15 protein-coding genes, 1 tRNA gene and 1 pseudogene are annotated in these 15,551 nt (G+C 71.6%); 15 read left to right on the plus strand and 2 right to left on the minus strand.

Annotation, left to right across the window (positions count from 1 at the left end; translation table 11 throughout):
* Window positions 1-33: 33 nt before the first annotated feature.
* On the plus strand, window positions 34-1,728 hold the full coding sequence (gene pyrG / locus ABD191_RS26360) for a CTP synthase (protein ID WP_344087774.1): 1,695 nt from the start codon (window positions 34-36) through the stop codon (window positions 1,726-1,728).
* Window positions 1,725-2,330 (plus strand): NUDIX domain-containing protein, encoded by a 606-nt coding sequence (locus tag ABD191_RS26365; protein ID WP_344087777.1) that lies wholly within the window; start codon window positions 1,725-1,727, stop codon window positions 2,328-2,330. The genes pyrG and ABD191_RS26365 overlap by 4 nt, the downstream gene beginning before the upstream one ends.
* 68 nt (window positions 2,331-2,398) lie before the next feature.
* On the opposite strand, the gene ABD191_RS26370 is transcribed toward ABD191_RS26365, so the two are convergent.
* Together ABD191_RS26370 and ABD191_RS26375 are read right to left on the minus strand one after the other, a co-directional pair.
* Entirely contained in the window at window positions 2,399-2,887 is a 489-nt protein-coding gene (locus ABD191_RS26370) for a TM2 domain-containing protein (RefSeq protein ID WP_344087780.1), read from the minus strand.
* A gap of 75 nt (window positions 2,888-2,962) precedes the next feature.
* Entirely contained in the window at window positions 2,963-3,613 is a 651-nt protein-coding gene (locus ABD191_RS26375) for a TM2 domain-containing protein (RefSeq protein WP_344087783.1), read from the minus strand.
* Between the two features lie 180 nt (window positions 3,614-3,793).
* Between ABD191_RS26375 and ald the strand changes: the two genes are divergently transcribed.
* From ald to ABD191_RS26440, 13 genes and pseudogenes are all read left to right on the plus strand, one after another.
* Window positions 3,794-4,909, plus strand: a complete 1,116-nt coding sequence (gene ald, locus ABD191_RS26380) for an alanine dehydrogenase (RefSeq protein WP_344087786.1) — start codon at window positions 3,794-3,796, stop codon at window positions 4,907-4,909.
* The gene (locus tag ABD191_RS26385; protein ID WP_344087815.1) at window positions 4,906-5,829 is read left to right on the plus strand and encodes a tyrosine recombinase; all 924 of its coding nucleotides are present in this window, start codon (window positions 4,906-4,908) and stop codon (window positions 5,827-5,829) included. Before ald ends, ABD191_RS26385 begins: the two co-directional genes overlap by 4 nt.
* A gap of 117 nt (window positions 5,830-5,946) precedes the next feature.
* Window positions 5,947-6,879 (plus strand): ParA family protein, encoded by a 933-nt coding sequence (locus ABD191_RS26390; protein WP_344087789.1) that lies wholly within the window; start codon window positions 5,947-5,949, stop codon window positions 6,877-6,879.
* Between the two features lie 6 nt (window positions 6,880-6,885).
* On the plus strand, window positions 6,886-7,551 hold the full coding sequence (locus tag ABD191_RS26395) for a zinc metalloprotease (RefSeq protein ID WP_344087792.1): 666 nt from the start codon (window positions 6,886-6,888) through the stop codon (window positions 7,549-7,551).
* Window positions 7,552-7,579: 28 nt separating this feature from the next.
* The gene (locus ABD191_RS26400) at window positions 7,580-8,479 is read left to right on the plus strand and encodes a segregation and condensation protein A (protein ID WP_425560876.1); all 900 of its coding nucleotides are present in this window, start codon (window positions 7,580-7,582) and stop codon (window positions 8,477-8,479) included.
* 1,042 nt (window positions 8,480-9,521) lie between these two features.
* A pseudogene (gene scpB, locus ABD191_RS26405) lies at window positions 9,522-10,310 on the plus strand (SMC-Scp complex subunit ScpB); the annotation flags it as partial.
* Window positions 10,297-11,034 carry a pseudouridine synthase gene (locus ABD191_RS26410; RefSeq protein WP_344087795.1) on the plus strand — a complete coding sequence of 246 codons (738 nt, stop codon included), beginning with the start codon at window positions 10,297-10,299 and terminating at the stop codon, window positions 11,032-11,034. The pseudogene scpB and the gene ABD191_RS26410, both read left to right, overlap by 14 nt.
* A gap of 111 nt (window positions 11,035-11,145) precedes the next feature.
* Window positions 11,146-11,832, plus strand: a complete 687-nt coding sequence (cmk, locus tag ABD191_RS26415; protein WP_344087798.1) for a (d)CMP kinase — start codon at window positions 11,146-11,148, stop codon at window positions 11,830-11,832.
* Window positions 11,833-11,921: 89 nt separating this feature from the next.
* Window positions 11,922-13,325 carry a ribosome biogenesis GTPase Der gene (gene der / locus ABD191_RS26420; RefSeq protein WP_344087821.1) on the plus strand — a complete coding sequence of 468 codons (1,404 nt, stop codon included), beginning with the start codon at window positions 11,922-11,924 and terminating at the stop codon, window positions 13,323-13,325.
* Window positions 13,326-13,456: 131 nt separating this feature from the next.
* A complete protein-coding gene (locus tag ABD191_RS26425) occupies window positions 13,457-13,864 on the plus strand; it encodes a hypothetical protein (RefSeq protein ID WP_344087801.1) in 408 nt (135 codons plus the stop codon).
* A 51-nt stretch (window positions 13,865-13,915) separates the two neighbouring features.
* Window positions 13,916-14,290 carry a PH domain-containing protein gene (locus tag ABD191_RS26430; protein WP_344087804.1) on the plus strand — a complete coding sequence of 125 codons (375 nt, stop codon included), beginning with the start codon at window positions 13,916-13,918 and terminating at the stop codon, window positions 14,288-14,290.
* Window positions 14,290-14,823 (plus strand): hypothetical protein, encoded by a 534-nt coding sequence (locus ABD191_RS26435; protein ID WP_344087807.1) that lies wholly within the window; start codon window positions 14,290-14,292, stop codon window positions 14,821-14,823. The genes ABD191_RS26430 and ABD191_RS26435 overlap by 1 nt, the downstream gene beginning before the upstream one ends.
* Window positions 14,824-14,929: 106 nt before the next feature.
* Window positions 14,930-15,003, plus strand: a tRNA-Pro gene (locus ABD191_RS26440).
* Window positions 15,004-15,551 lie beyond the last annotated feature (548 nt).

Here is a 15,551-nt window from a genome sequence, read left to right on the forward strand (position 1 = left end):
CCTGCGCCGAACCGGACAACACGGGAGCAGGCATTGACCCCTTCGGTGCGCACCACCAAGCACATCTTCGTCACCGGGGGCGTAGCCTCCAGTCTCGGTAAGGGCCTGACGGCCTCCAGCCTCGGCAGTCTGCTGACCGCCCGGGGCCTGCGCGTGGTCATGCAGAAGCTGGACCCCTACCTCAACGTCGACCCGGGCACGATGAACCCGTTCCAGCACGGCGAGGTGTTCGTCACCGAGGACGGCGCCGAGACCGACCTGGACGTCGGGCACTACGAGCGCTTCCTGGACCGGGACCTGTCGCAGAAGGCGAACGTCACGACCGGCCAGATCTACTCGGCCGTGATCGCCAAGGAGCGTCGCGGGGAGTACCTGGGCGACACCGTGCAGGTCATCCCGCACGTGACCAATGAGATCAAGGCCCGCATCCGGGCGATGGCCGCGCCGGACGAGGACGGCCGCACCCCCGATGTCGTCATCACGGAGGTCGGCGGGACGGTCGGCGACATCGAGTCGCTGCCGTTCCTGGAGGCGATCCGGCAGGTCCGCCACGACATCGGCCGCGACAACGTCATGTACCTGCACGTGTCGCTCGTGCCCTACCTGGCCCCGTCGGGCGAGCTGAAGACCAAGCCGACCCAGCACTCCGTGGCCGCGCTGCGCAGCATCGGCATCCAACCCGACGCCCTGGTGTGCCGCTCGGACCGCGACATCCCGTCGAAGCTGAAGGAGAAGCTCGCCCTCTACTGCGACGTGGACCGCGAGGCCGTGGTGTCCGCGGCGGACGCGCCGAGCATCTACGACATCCCGAAGGTGCTGCACCGCGAGGGCCTGGACGCGTACGTGGTGCGCCGGCTCGGCCTGTCGTTCCGCGACGTGGACTGGTCGCGCTGGGACGACCTGCTCGACCGGGTCCACCACCCGCGCCGGTCGGTGGTGATCGCGCTGGTCGGCAAGTACGTGGACCTGCCGGACGCGTACCTGTCCGTGAGCGAGGCGATCCGCGCGGCCGGGTTCGCCCACCGGGCCCGCATCGAGCTGCGCTGGGTGCCCAGCGACGAGTGCGTCAGCCCGACCGGGGCGAGCGCCGCCCTGTCCGGTGTGGACGGTGTGGTCATCCCGGGCGGCTTCGGGGTGCGCGGCATCGAGGGCAAGATCGGCGCCTCGCGGTTCGCCCGCGAGCGCGGCATCCCTGTGCTGGGCCTGTGCCTGGGCCTGCAGTGCATGACGATCGAGGTGGCGCGCCACCTGGCCGGCCTGGAGGGCGCGAACTCGCTGGAGTTCGACCTCGACGCCGCCCATCCGATCATCGCGACGATGGCCGACCAGGAGGACATCGTGGCCGGCAAGGGCGACCTGGGCGGCACGATGCGGCTGGGCGCCTACCCGGCCACCCTCGCGGAGGGCTCGATCGTCGCGAACGCGTACGGCACGACCGAGGTGAGCGAGCGTCACCGGCACCGCTTCGAGGTCAACAACGCCTACCGGGAGGCCCTGACGAAGGCGGGCCTGCGCATCAGCGGCACCTCGCCGGACGGTCGCCTGGTCGAGTTCGTCGAGCTGGACCCCGAGCTGCACCCGTTCTTCGTGGCCACCCAGGCGCACCCGGAGCTGAAGAGCCGGCCGACCCGCTCGCACCCGTTGTTCTCCGCGTTCGTGGACGCCGCCCTGACCTACAACGCGGCCGACCAGCTGCCCGTTGACGTCGCGACCGCGGTCGCCCCGTGACGGCCGCGTCCGGGCACAACTACGAGGTCCTGTCCCGCCGCGAGCTGTACTCCGGCCCGCTGTTCGACATCGTCTCCGACGAGGTGACGATGCCGGGCGGCGGCCAGGCGCACCGCGACTACCTGCGGCACGTGGGGGCGGTCGGGGTCGTGGCGCTCGACGACGAGGGCCGGGTGGTGCTGGTGCGCCAGTACCGTCACCCGGTCGGGCAGGCGCTGTGGGAGCTGCCGGCCGGCCTGGTCGACGTGCCGGGGGAGGCGTCCGTGGGCACGGCGCGCCGCGAGCTGGCCGAGGAGGCCGACCTGCTCGCCGACCGGTGGGACCTGCTGGTCGACATCTACACGTCGCCGGGCTGCTCCACGGAGCTGTTCCGCGCGTTCCTGGCCCGCGACCTGCGCCCGGTGCCCGACGGCGAGCGCCACACCCGCCAGCACGAGGAGGCGGAGATGACCGTGCGCCTCGTGGACCTCGACGAGGCGGTCGCCATGATCTTCCGCGGTGAGATCCGCAACGGCCCGACCGTGGCGGGCCTGCTCGCCGCCGCGCGCGCCCGCGACCACGCCTGGTCCACCCTGCGCCCGGCCGACACCCCACGCCCCTGAGGTCCGGTATCCCGCCGGGGTTGCGGTCGGGCTCGCGTGTCGCGGGCCCGACCGGGTGGCCTCGACGACTAGGAGCGCAGGATGCGGCCCTGCGCGTCCGTCTGGTTGGGTTGCACGAGGATGAGAATGCCGTCGATCAGCGGCCAGAGCGCGCCGAGCCCGCAGGTCAGCCACGTGACCGCGATCTGGGCGATGGCCATGCTCGTGTGTCCGGTGTAGAACCGGCCCACGCCGAAGCCGCCGAGCACGAGCTGCAGGACGCCGGCGACGACCTTGCTCTTGTCGGACAGCGGCAGGCCGGTCGCCGGGTCGACGGCGGGCTGGCCGTACCCGGGCGGCGCGTAGCCAGGCTGCTGGTAGCCCTGCTGCGGGTACCCCGGCTGGGCCGGGTACTGGGTGCCGGGCGGCATCGGGGCCGTCGGTGAGCCCGGTGGCGTCGACGTCGGGTAGTAGCCCGGCGCGGGCGGCGGCGGCTGCGGGACGGGCATGGTCTCGCCCTGGCCGGCGTACGGATCGGCGGGCGGCTGGCGGTACGGATCGGCCGTTGGATCGTTCACCACGCCGAGTCTAGGCCAACCCGGCAAAGCCCGTTTCCGGGTCCGGCCCGCCCCGACCGTCGCCTGCCTGACGCGTCAGTTCCGCAGCAGTCGGCCCTGCGAGTCCGTCGGCCGGCCGGCGAGCAGCATGATGCCGTCGACGACGAACCAGATCCAGAACGGCACGGTCAGACACCAGCCGACGATGGTGAAGAAGCCGCAGACCAGCCCGAACCACGCGATCACCGTGCCGAGCAGCTGCACGACGCCCAGGCCGACATGGCCGGCGTAGAGGCGACCGATGCCGCCCAGGCACAGCACGATGCCGGGCAACAGTTGCAGCAGCCCCGCGGCGACCTTGCTCTTGTCGGACAGGGGCTGCCCGGTGCTGGGATCGACCCCGTACGGGGCGTTCGGCGGCGGCGGCACCACGATGATCGGCTGGAGCATCGGGTACCCGCCGGGCGGTATCCCGTACCCGGCCGTCGGCGGATATCCCGGCGACGCCGGGTATGCGGGGGAGGACGGGTAGGGAGGCGGGTAGACGACGGCGGGCGGCGCGGCGGGTGGGTTCGTGGGGGTGCGCGGCGTCGTGTCCCACGGCTGCGAGTCGATGAACGTGGCCGGCAGGTTGTCGGGCGGGGGCTGGTAGATGTCGGGGTAGGTCGCCGGGTGCGGCCCCGCGGAGGAGTCGTAGGGGTCGACGGGGTCGCCCGGATCCGTCGGGTCCTGCGGGTGGGTCGTCACCGCGCCACTGTAGGCGAGCCGTGTCACACGCGCGCGCACGCATACTGTTTGATCTTGACACTTCGTCGGGTAAAGACCCGACGAGGGCACAGGCTGTCGCGACCAGTCTCACATTCTGGCGGCCTAGACTCCCGGCGAACGGCCAAATCGCGGCCGGCACGGAGCGAACAGGGGTCTGCAGTGAAGGTCGGAATCCCGCGCGAAGTCAAAATCCACGAGTACCGGGTCGCCATCACCCCGGCCGGCGTGCACGAGCTCGTCCGCAACGGCCACCACGTGTACGTGGAGTCCGAGGCGGGCGCCGGATCGTCCATCACGGACGCGGAGTACGCGCAGGCGGGCGCGACGATCCTGCCCAGCGCCGAGGACGTGTGGCAGGCCGGCGAGCTGATCCTCAAGGTCAAGGAGCCCATCGCCGAGGAGTACGACCGCATGCGCGAGGGCCAGACCCTGTTCACCTACCTGCACCTGGCTGCGTCCCGGGAGTGCACGGACGCGCTGCTGGCGCGCAAGGTCACCGGCATCGCGTACGAGACCGTGGAGCTGCCCGACGGGTCCACGCCGCTGCTCGCCCCGATGTCCGAGGTGGCCGGCCGGCTCGCCCCGCAGGTCGGCGCCTACCACCTCATGCGGTCGGGCGGCGGGCGCGGCGTGCTCATGGGCGGGGTCTCCGGCGTGTACGCGGCCAAGGTCGTCGTCATCGGCGCGGGCGTGTCCGGCATGAACGCCGCCGCCATCGCGCTCGGCATGCAGGCCGAGGTGCTGCTGCTGGACAAGAACATCGCCCGGCTGCGCCAGGCCGACGCCATCTACCAGGGCCACCTGCAGACGGTCGCGTCCAACGCGTACGAGATCGAGCGCGCCGTCGCCGACGCCGACCTGGTCATCGGCGCAGTCCTCATCCCCGGCGCGAAGGCGCCCACGCTGGTCAGCAACGAACAGGTCAAGCACATGAAGCCGGGCAGCGTGCTCGTCGACATCGCCATCGACCAGGGCGGCTGCTTCGAGGACTCGCGGCCCACCACCCACGCCGACCCGGTCTACCCGGTGCACAACTCGCTGTTCTACTGCGTGGCGAACATGCCCGGCGCGGTCCCGCACACCTCCACGTACGCTCTGACGAACGTCACCCTGCCGTACGCGGTGGAGCTGGCCAACCACGGCTGGCGCGAGGCGATCAAGCGCGACCGCGCGCTGGCGCTCGGCCTCAACACCTACGCGGGCCAGCTCACGAACGCGCCCGTGGCCCAGGCACACGGCCTGGCGTACGCGAAGCTGGAGGAGGTCCTGGGCTGATCGCGGCCGCCGTCGAGGCGTACCTCGACCACCTCGCCGTCGAACGCGGCCTCGCCGCGAACACGCTGCGCGCGTACCGGCGTGACCTGGCCCGGTACGCGGCGGCGCTGTCCGCGTCCGGTCACGCCGAGCTGGCGTCGGTCGCCGAGGCCGACATCACCGGGCACCTGCGCCGCCTGCGCGAGGGCGACGAGGAGCACCCGCCCCTGTCGGCCGCCTCGGCCGCCCGCGCCGTGAGCGCCGTACGCGGGCTGCACCGCTTCGCCGCCCGTGAGCGGCTCACGGACGCCGACCCGGCCGGCGCCGTCCGCCCGCCGGCCCCACCCCGCCGGCTGCCCCGCGCCCTCGACGTCGCCGACGTGCTGCGGCTGCTGTCGTCGGTCGACGGGACCGACCCGCTGGCGCTGCGCGACAGGGCGCTGCTGGAGTTCCTCTACGGCACGGGCGCGCGCATCTCCGAGGCCGTCGGCTGCGTCGTCGACGAGGTCGACCTCGACGACGCGAGCGTGCTGCTGCGCGGCAAGGGCGGGCGCTCGCGCCTGGTGCCGCTGGGCTCGCACGCGTGTTCGTCGCTGCGCGACTATCTGCACCGGGGCCGGCCCCAGCTGTTGGCGCGGCAGCGCCGCGGTGACCGTACCCACACGATTTTCCGGAACGCGCGCGGCGGGACACTGTCGCGGCAGGGGGCGTGGGCGATCCTGCGCGACGTGGCCGGGCGGGCCGGTCTCGACGGACGCGTGTCGCCCCACACGCTGCGCCACTGCTACGCCACCCACCTGCTCGACGGGGGCGCTGACGTGCGCGTTGTCCAGGAGTTGCTCGGCCACGCCTCCGTGACCACGACAGCCGTGTACACGTTGGTTACTGTGGACAGGCTTCGCGAGGTGTACGCGGTATCGCACCCGCGTGCGCGCGATTAAAACGCGACACGCAGCGACACGCCGAGCGACGTATATCTGTCGGGCCCCGGTGGTGCCGTACAGTCGTCTCGCGGCTCCCCGCGGAACGACGAGCGGCGGGAAGGGCGTATACGGGAGATGGCAGGCATCGACGATCGAGCCGAGGCATGGACGACCGAGCTGCGGGCCGAACAGGCCTCGCTGACGCTCGGCGCTGACCTGGGCCCCGCTGACCCCTCCGCGTACACCACGCGCCGACCCATTCCGCAGCCCATGCCGCTCGACCGGCACGGGCCTGCCCGGGTCATCGCGATGGCGAACCAGAAGGGCGGCGTCGGCAAGACGACCACCACCATCAACCTCGGCGCGGCCCTGGCCGAGTACGGGCGCAAGGTCCTGCTGCTCGACTTCGACCCCCAGGGCGCCCTGTCGGTCGGCCTCGGCGTCAACCCGCACAACCTCGACCTGTCGGTCTACAACCTGCTCATGCAGGACGAGGTCACGATCGACGACATCCTCATCAAGACCAACGTCGCCGGCCTGCACCTGCTGCCGGCCAACATCGACCTGTCGGCGGCCGAGATCCAGCTCGTCACCGAGGTCGCGCGCGAGATGGTGCTCAAGCGCCTGCTCCGCCCGGTCATGAACGAGTACGACTTCATCCTCATCGACTGCCAGCCGTCGCTGGGCCTGCTCGCCATCAACGCGCTCACGGCCGCCCACGGCGTGCTCGTGCCCCTGGAGTGCGAGTTCTTCAGCCTTCGCGGCGTCGCCCTGCTGCTGGACACGATCGACAAGGTGCGCGAGCGGCTCAACTTCGACCTCGAACTCGAAGGCATCCTCGCCACCATGTACGACTCGCGCACCACACACTGCCGCCAGGTGCTGCAGCGCGTCGTCGAGGCGTTCGGCGACAAGGTCTACCAGACGGTCATCACGAAGACGGTGAAGTTCCCCGAGTCCACGGTGGCCGGCGCCCCGATCACCTCCCTCGACCCCTCCTCCTCCGGCGCGCGCAACTACCGCCAGCTCGCGCGCGAGGTGATCGCGGCCCACGCCCCGAAGGGGTGAGCTGAGGTGCTCTGGGCGCTCGGCCAACCGGTCGCGGCGCTGGGGCTGATCGCCGCGTTCGTTCTCGGCGCCACCCTGCGGGCCCTGGTACACCGCCGCGTCGCGCACCGCTACGGCGGCAACGCCGACGTCGCCGCCGGGTCCGCCGTGGGCGCCCTCGGCGCGATCACCCTCGTGTTCACCGGTACGGGCTGGTGGCGCCCCACGGGCGCCCGCCGCGCCCTGGCCGTCGCCGCCGGCCCGGTCGCCGTCCTCGCGGCCGGGGAGGCATGCCTGGCCGGCTTCGCGCTCGCCTTCCCGGCCCAGCGCGCCAGCCTGCGCCTGAACTACCCCTCCGACGTGCTGCGGGGCGTCGTCGGCGTACCGCCGGCCGCCCAGGTGATGCTGAGCCTCGCCGTCGGGCTGCTCTGCTTCGGCGTGCTCGCCCTGCTGCCCGTACCGCCCCTGGACGGCTTCCGCCTCGGCTCCGCCGCCCTCCTGCAACCGGCCCCCGCCCCCGCCGGCGGCCCGCCGCTGGCGGCCTCGCCGGTGCTCGGCCTGGTCGGCGAGTGGCCCGCCGTCCTGGGCGCCCTGGGACTCCTCCTCGCCGCGGTCGTCCCCCTCGGGGACCGCACCCCGCTGCTCGCCGCGCTGGACCTGCTCGCCGCACCCCTCGTGCGGGTGTGGGCATAGGGGGCGTCGCGGGCGGGCGTCCCGCCCCATGGGTTACGTTTCCGGGGTGAGTGAGGTCAGCACCCCCATGCCCGAGGCGCCCGCCGGCGGCTTCACGGTGCGGCTGACCAACTTCACCGGCCCGTTCGACCTGCTCCTGCAGCTCATCGGCAAGCACCAGCTCGACGTCACCGAGGTGGCGTTGCACCAGGTCACCGACGAGTTCATCGCCTACATCCGGGCCATGGGCGACGACTGGGACCTCGACGAGGCCAGCGAGTTCCTTGTCATCGCCGCCACCCTGCTCGACCTGAAGGCGGCCCGCCTGCTGCCCGCCGCCGAGGTCGAGGACGAGGAGGACCTCGCCCTCCTCGAAGCCCGCGACCTGCTGTTCGCCCGCCTCCTGCAGTACAAGGCGTTCAAGGAGGCCGCCGCCCACATCGCCGGGCGCGAGTCCGAGATCGCCCGCAGCTACCCCCGTGCCGTCAGCCTGGAACCCCGCTACGCCCAGGCCCTACCCGAACTGGTCCTCGGCATCGGCCCCGACCGCCTCGCCCAGCTCTACCTGCGCACCATCACCCCCAAGCCCGAACCGGTCGTCTCCATCGCCCACGTGCACCAGGTGCGCGTCAGCGTCCGCGAACACGCCGGCATCCTGCGCGAGAAGCTCATTCGCCTCCAGGTGGCCACGTTCCGTAACCTGTGCGCCGACTGCCAGAACACGCTGGAGGTCGTGGCGCGGTTCCTCGCGCTCCTCGAGCTCTACCGCGAGGGCCTGGTGGTCTTCGACCAGATCGAGGCGTTGGGGGAGCTCACGGTCCGCTGGACCGGCGACGGGTCCGCGCCGGTCACCCTCTCCTTCGACGAGTACGGCGATGAGCCCGCGACCGGGGCACCCGAGGGTTCGGACCAGCCGGGCGGGGACAATGAGGAGCTGGCCGCACAGTGACCGAGGCGGACAAAGGGGAGTGGGCGCGATGAACGACGAGCGGCCGCCATCGCTCGCGGAGAGCGCGGCAGCGTGGGTCCCACCATGGGCCCGCGACCCGAAACCGGCCGACGAGCCCGCCACCAACGCTGAGCCGACGGCCGCTGAGCCGGCCGACGTCGAGGCAGCAGACGTGGAGCGATCGGACGTCGAGGCAGCGGACGTTGAGCGAGTGGACGTCGAGGCAGCGGACGTTGAGCGAGTGGACGTCGAGGCAGCGGACGTCGAGGCAGCGGACGTCGAGCGATCGGACGTCGAGGCAGCGGACGTCGAGCGGGCGGAGGTCGGGCCAGGGGTCAGTGAGCCCGCGGCCGGTGGGCCCGGCGGTGGTCACCTGCCCGAGCCGGCGCCCGTGGCCAGGGGAGTCGCCCGGGTCGTCGGGGCCCACGACCCGCGGCACCCGTCCGGCGACGTGCCGCCCGACGGCGTCATCGAACTCGTGGAGCCCGCCGAACACGTGCACCACGACCCGGCTGCCGAACCGCCCCCGCCGGCGGTCCTGGAGCTGGCGGAGCCCACCGAGCCACCCGTCGAGACCGATGCCGATGCGCAGTCCGATGACCACGCGGACGAGGTGCCGCCGGCGGCCGTCCTGGAGCTGACCGAGCCGACAGAGGTCCCGGACGACGAGCCCGCCCCGCCCCACCAAAGCCCCGCTTCTGGCGAGGGGAACGCCGCGCCTACCGACCAGAGTCACACTTCTGGCGGGGATGGGGACGCCGACCTTCGCCAAAGTCACGCCTTTGGCGAGCGGGAGGACGCGCCCTCCCGCCAAAGTCATGCTTTTGGTGAGGGGAGCGAGGCGGCTTCCCGCCAGAGTCATGCTTTTGGTGAGGGGAGCGAGGCGGCTTCCCGCCAGAGTCATGCTTTTGGTGAGGGGAGCGAGGCGGCTTCCCGCCAGAGTCATGCTTTTGGTGAGGGGAGCGAGGCTTTTGGTGAGGGGAGCGAGGCGGCTTCCCGCCAGAGTCATGCTTTTGGTGAGGGGAGCGAGGCGGCTTCCCGCCAAAGTCATGCTTTTGGTGAGGGGAGTGAGGCGGCCTCCCGCCAAAGTCATGCTTTTGGTGAGGGGAACGACGCGGCCCCCCACCACAGTCACGACTCTGGCGAGCAGGCGACGTCCGACGGGGACGAGCAGGCGCCGTCACGCGAGGTGATCGAGCTTGCCGAGCCGGCCGAGATCCCGCAGGAGCAGCCCGTACACGACGCTTCGGGGGTACCCGATGAGGAAGGTGAGGCGACCGCGGCGCTGAGCGACGCGGAGCTGCGCGGCGCCCTCGAGGCCGTGCTGCTCGTCGTGGACGAGCCCGTGGGGGAGTTCCTGCTCGCGCAGGTCCTGGACGAGCCGGCCCAGCGGGTGGCCGCCACGCTCAAGGAACTGCGCGACGAGTATGCCGCCTCGGGGCGCGGGTTCGAGCTGCGCCAGTCGGCGGGCGGGTGGCGGCTGTACACCCGCACGGAGTACGCGGCGTACGTGGAGCGGTTCGTGCTCGACGGGCAGCAGACACGCCTGACCCAGGCCGCGCTGGAGACCCTCGCGGTGATCGCCTACAAGCAGCCGGTCACCCGGTCGCGGATCTCGGCGATCCGGGGCGTGAACTGCGACGGCGTGATCAAGACCCTGGTGGGGCGCGGCCTGGTGGAGGAGTGCGGCACCGAACGCGAGAGCGGCGCCCTGCTCTACCAGACGACCCCCTTGTTCCTCGAGAAGCTCGGCATCAACAGCGTCGCCGAGTTGCCGGGGCTGGCCCCCTTCCTGCCCGAGAACGTGGATGAGATTGATGCCCACCGATAATACTGACCTGCCCCGACTGCAGAAGGTGCTCGCCGGCGCGGGCGTCGGCTCCCGGCGGGTCTGCGAGGACCTCATCGCCGCCGGCCGGGTCAACGTGAACGGCAAACGGGCCCAGCTCGGCGACAAGGTCGACCCGGAGACGGCGGAGATCTACGTCGACGGCGACCGGGTCGTGACGGACGCCAACCTGGTGTACCTGGCGTTCAACAAACCGCGCGGCGTCGTGTCGACCATGTCGGACGAGAAGGGCCGCCAGTCGGTCGCCGACTTCGTCGAGCGGCTGCCCCAGCGGGTCTACCACGTCGGGCGCCTGGACGCCGACAGCGAGGGCCTGCTGCTGCTCACCAACGACGGCGACCTGGCCAACCGCCTCATGCACCCCTCGTACGGGGTGTCGAAGACCTACCTGGCGGAGGTATCCGGGACGATCCCGCGCGGCCTGCGCAAGCGACTCGTGCAGGGCGTCGAGCTGGAGGACGGCCCGGCGCACGCGGACGACTTCCGGGTGGTGGACACCACCCCCCGCACGGCACTGGTGGAGATCGTGTTGCACGAGGGGCGCAAGCACATCGTGCGGCGCATGCTCGACGAGGTCGGCCACCCGGTCAGCCGCCTGGTGCGCACCGCGATCGGACCGGTGAAGCTCGGCGACCTGCGGGTCGGCCGGTGGCGGCGGCTCACCGCCTCGGAGATCGCCGGGCTGTTCCGGGCCGTGGAGTCCTGAGCGGCTGATGTGTTCCGGATCGCCCGGGGTCGTGCCCGCCCGCACGGCCTGCCGGACGAACCGGCATGATGGACCTGAGATCGGACCGGTTTGCTGTCGTGGGGAGTCTTGGTGGGCGAGGTTGAGCGGCGTGTCGCGGCGCCTGTGGTGGCGATCGACGGACCGTCCGGTTCCGGGAAGTCGACCGTCTCCCGGCGGCTGGCCGCCGAACTGGGCGCCCAGTACCTGGACACCGGCGCCATGTACCGGGCCGTGACCTGGGCCGTCCTCGACGCCGGGGTTGACCCGGCCGACGCCGACGCGGTCGCCAAAGTGGCCGTGGATGCCGACCTGGTCATCGGGACCGACCCGACCTCCCCCCACATTTCGGTCGGCACCGTGCCGGTGGACGCTCCGATCCGCGGCGCGGCCGTGACCGCCGCCGTGTCGGCTGTGGCGTCCGTACCCGCGGTGCGCCAGCTGCTCGTCGCCCGCCAGCGCGACATCATCGCCAGCGCGCGCTCCGCCGCCGGCATCGTCGTGGAGGGCCGCGACATCGGTACGGTCGTCGCGCCCGACGCGGACCTCAAGGTGTACCTGACGGCCTCCGCCGCCGAGCGGGCCCGCCGGCGCAGCACCGAGGTCGCCGCCGACCTGGCCGCCACGGCCGCCGATTTGCAGCGCCGCGACACCATCGACTCGACCCGGGCCGTCGACCCGCTCACCCAGGCCGCCGACGCCGTCGTGCTCGACTCGACGGAACTGGGCATCGACGAGGTCGTCCACCGGCTCACCACGCTGCTGGAGGCGGGCGCGTGAGCCGTCGCCGGGAGGCCTCCGGCGGGCCGGCCCGTCCGGGCGGCGGCGCCGGACCCCGCCGCGGGCGCGAGCCCCGCGAGGTGGACGTGGTGGACGACTTCGAGGTCCTCGACGCCACCGACGACGTCGCGGGCGCCGTCGCCGAACCGGCGTCCGACGCCGACGCTCCCGCCGGCCCGCTGCCGGTCGTCGCGGTCGTCGGCCGCCCCAACGTCGGCAAGTCGACCCTGGTCAACCGCATCCTGGGCCGCCGGCAGGCCGTCGTGGAGGACGTACCGGGCGTGACCCGCGACCGGGTCGCCTACGACGCCCAGTGGGCCGGGCGCCGCTTCACGGTCGTCGACACGGGCGGCTGGGAACCCGACGCGCGCGACCGCGCGGCGGCGATCGCCACCCAGGCCGAGCTGGCCGCCGCGTCCGCGGACGTGGTCCTGCTCGTCGTGGACGCCCGCGTGGGCGCCCTCGACGAGGACGAGGCGGCCGTGAAGATGCTGCGCCGCACGAACAAGCCCGTCATCCTCGTCGCGAACAAGGTCGACAACGCCCGGCAGGAGATGGAGGTCGCCGGCCTCTGGTCGCTCGGCCTCGGCGAGCCCCACCCGGTGTCCGCCCTGCACGGCCGCGGCTCCGGCGACCTGCTCGACACGCTGCTCGCGGCGCTGCCCCACCTGCCCCCGGTCGGTGACGCGCCCGTCGGCGGCCCGCGCCGCGTGGCGCTCGTCGGCCGCCCCAACGTCGGCAAGTCCAGCCTGCTCAACCGCCTCGCCCAGGAGGAGCGCGCCGTCGTCGACTCCGTGGCCGGCACGACCGTCGACCCGGTCGACAGCCTCGTGACGGTCGGCGGCGAGACGTGGCTGTTCGTCGACACCGCCGGCCTGCGTAAGCGCGTCAACACGGCCAGCGGCACGGAGTACTACGCCAGCCTGCGCACCGCCGGGGCCATCGAGGCCGCCGAGGTCGTCGTGGTCCTCCTCGACGCCAGCGAGGTCATCAGCGAGCAGGACCAGCGGGTGTTGTCCATGGTGGCCGAGTCCGGCCGGGGCATCGTGCTCGCCTTCAACAAGTGGGACCTCGTCGACGAGGACCGCCGCTACTACCTCGACCGCGAGATCGAACGCGAACTCAAGCGCATCCCCTGGGCCATCCGGGTCAACATCTCCGCGCGTACCGGCCGGGCCGTGGAGAAGCTGGCCCCCGCCCTGCGCACCGCCCTGCACAACTGGGAGCGCCGGGTGCCCACCGGGCAGCTCAACCAGTGGCTCACCGCGCTCGTGCAGGCCACCCCCCATCCCGTACGCGGCGGTCGGGCGCCCCGGGTGCTGTTCGCCACCCAGGCCGGCACGTCCCCGCCCCGGTTCGTGCTGTTCACGACCGGCCAGCTCGACCCCGGGTACGTCCGCTTCGTGGAGCGCAAGCTGCGCGAGGAGTTCGACTTCGAAGGCACCCCCATCGACATCGCCGTCAAACCGCGCGCCAAGCAGGGCCGCCGCTAGGCCCGGGTGCCCCGGCCGCTGTCAAGACCTCGCGGTCGATGTCACGTTCGCGGTTCGGCCCCCTTACCGGTCCGGTGCGGGCGCGCTAGGTTGGGCAGCTGATCTGCTCAGACCGAGGCGGGGACGCGGTGGTGGGACAAGGCGGCGAGCGCATCGCCGAATGGGTGGCGGCAGCCGTACTCGCCGCGGCGGCGTACCTGGTCCTGCTGCCCTGGGACCTGCGCGGCACCCCCCTCGACCCGGGTACCGACCAGGCCACCGCCGAACTGGCGGTCGGCCGCGTCGTCGCGCTCGCCGCGATCCTGGTCGTGCTGGCCGGCTATCTCGGTTGGCGGGAGCAGCCCCTCTGGGCGTCGGCGGCCTTCGTCGGCGCGCCACCGGCGGCCCTCATGCTGGCCTCCTTCGCCACGCACCACGCCGCCATGTGGCCCCTCACGTGGCTGACCTTCACGCTCGTCCTGGGCCTCGACGCCGTCATCGTCGCCCTCGTCGTCCGCAACGCCCGCAACGTCCTCGATCGGCTGCGCGGTCAGGCGTAGGAGCTTTCCCGCGTCGCCTACCCTGGGCACCGTTGCGGAAGGGAGCCACCCATGGCCGATGTCATCTTCGACAAGCGTGAACAGCTCAACCAGATCCAGTCGGGCCTGCTGGAGGGCGAGAGCATCATCGCCGTCTACGACGCCGTCGGGGTCGGCACCGGGTTCATCGGGCTCACCGACCGCCGCGTCATCATCCAGGACAAATCCTTCGTCGGTAAGCGCGTCGCGCTGACCTCCATCCCGTACTCGAAAGTCAGCAGCGTGAGCGTGGTCAGCAACAAGAGCTGGGCCGGCAGCTTCTTCTCCACCGGCGCGATCGCCGTCCACGTGGGCACGCACGTCTACGAGGTCGAGTTCCGGGGCTCGAACAAGGCCCACCACGTGCACAACGTGATCCTGCACTACGCGACGACCGGCGGTCACTGATGCCGTACTCGCCGATCCCCGAGCTCAACGCACTCTGGTCGCTGCAGCAGCGGGAGGGATTCGAGGAGTACGCGAAAGGCTTCGGCCTCACGGAGTACGCCGACCCGTCCGGCCTGATCGCCGGATGGTCCAAGGACCAGGCATTCCTGTCGCGCCTGATCCCGTTCGCGCAGGCCAACGGATCGGGCTCGTTCTACGCCCTGTGGCGGTTCGACGACCGGCCCGATCTGGCTACCCTGCCGGTTGTGGTCTTCGGCGACGAGGGCGGACAGCACGTCGTGGCGCGCAACCTGCGCGAGCTGTTCCAATTGCTGGCCTGCAACGTGGAGATCTCGGTGGACTGCGAGGAGGCATACTTCTACCAGGATGAGGACGACGATCTCGACGTCAACGACGAGTACGTCGAGTGGCTGGCATCGGCGTTCGGCCTGACCTCGCCAGAAGACCCGGCCCTGATCGTGGCGACGGCTCAGGCGGAGTTCGGCGAGCCTTTCGCCACCTGGTCCGCCCCCTTCCTTACCCCATCATCCTAGGACGCTGTAGCGGGTGTGGCCTCCGTGGCGGAGGGATACCCGCGCGCGGGGGAGCGGAGGATTGCGCTAGTCTGTAGCGGCTGCCCGGGGCGTACGGTCCGGGCAACGGGACGTGGCGCAGCTTGGTAGCGCACTTGACTGGGGGTCAAGGGGTCGTGGGTTCAAATCCCGCCGTCCCGACTTCGACAAAGCCCTGACCAGTATAAGCTGGCCAGGGCTTTGATTTTTGTCGATGGGAATTTGAACCGCCCCCCGAAAACCTCTCAAAAACGGGTCCGGCAATCAGGTTCGTCATGCATGAGCATCGTCGGGCAACATCCATCGGATGGCGCCTACGCCGCCCGCTCGGGCCGTGATCGTGAGGTCCAGAGCCTTCGGTTTCCACGTCTTCACCGAGCTGTTCGAGGATGTGGAGACGTCGGGGGCGAGGACGGATTAGGCGATGTAGTACGCCGTCCATCGTCGTTGAGCACCGGCCTGACACGACGGCCGCTGCCGTTGGTTCTGTTCGCGAGCTCCGGCGCGAGATGTCGCTGTGTCTTGGCCCATCGAGATCTCCCGATCTCGATGCTCGCGAATTCGGCGCCACCATCGGCTGCGGTGGCAAGTTCCATCGCGGAACCGGCACCTCACTCACGCGGAGTAACGAGGGTGGTAGCCGAACGAGCGGATCGCGGCAGATCCGGATGCCGTCAGTCGGACGTGAGGTTCCACTGCGAGGGCAGGGC

Source organism: Luedemannella helvata (assembly GCF_039528415.1).
GTDB classification, from domain to species: domain Bacteria; phylum Actinomycetota; class Actinomycetes; order Mycobacteriales; family Micromonosporaceae; genus Luedemannella; species Luedemannella helvata.